The organism is Bacillus sp. FG16, from assembly GCF_057809515.1.
This window is the reverse complement of the sequence record NZ_JBMDKC010000406.1, coordinates 1-316: the sequence shown is the minus strand read 5'-3', so window position 1 is coordinate 316 and position 316 is coordinate 1. Positions and strand designations below refer to the sequence as shown.

1 pseudogene is annotated in these 316 nt (G+C 39.6%); it reads left to right on the top strand.

What is annotated here, in order from left to right:
• Window positions 1-316: pseudogene (locus ACODS7_RS32940) on the top strand (DDE-type integrase/transposase/recombinase); the annotation flags it as partial.

Sequence of the window (316 nt, the reverse complement as noted above, 5' to 3'; positions counted from 1 at the left end):
TTTGTACTTGGGGGTAGTAAAAAGGCTTAAGTTGATGGGCATGTATGGTGAGGCCTTATATCGTGCAATCGATTCCGAAGGAAACACAATTGATTTTTATTTAAGTCGTAAATGAGATGCGAAGGCTGCTAAGTGTTTTCTAAAGAAAGCCTTGGCTTCTTGTCATGCCACAAAACCTCGTTCGATAACTGCTGATGGAGATAAAGTCTATCCTGTTGCGATACGTGAACTAAAAGAAGAAAAGTGTATACCACACAGTACTGTTTTTTGCAAAATAAAAGTGCAGAGTATTGCAGCGAAGTTTCCTGCATGCAAC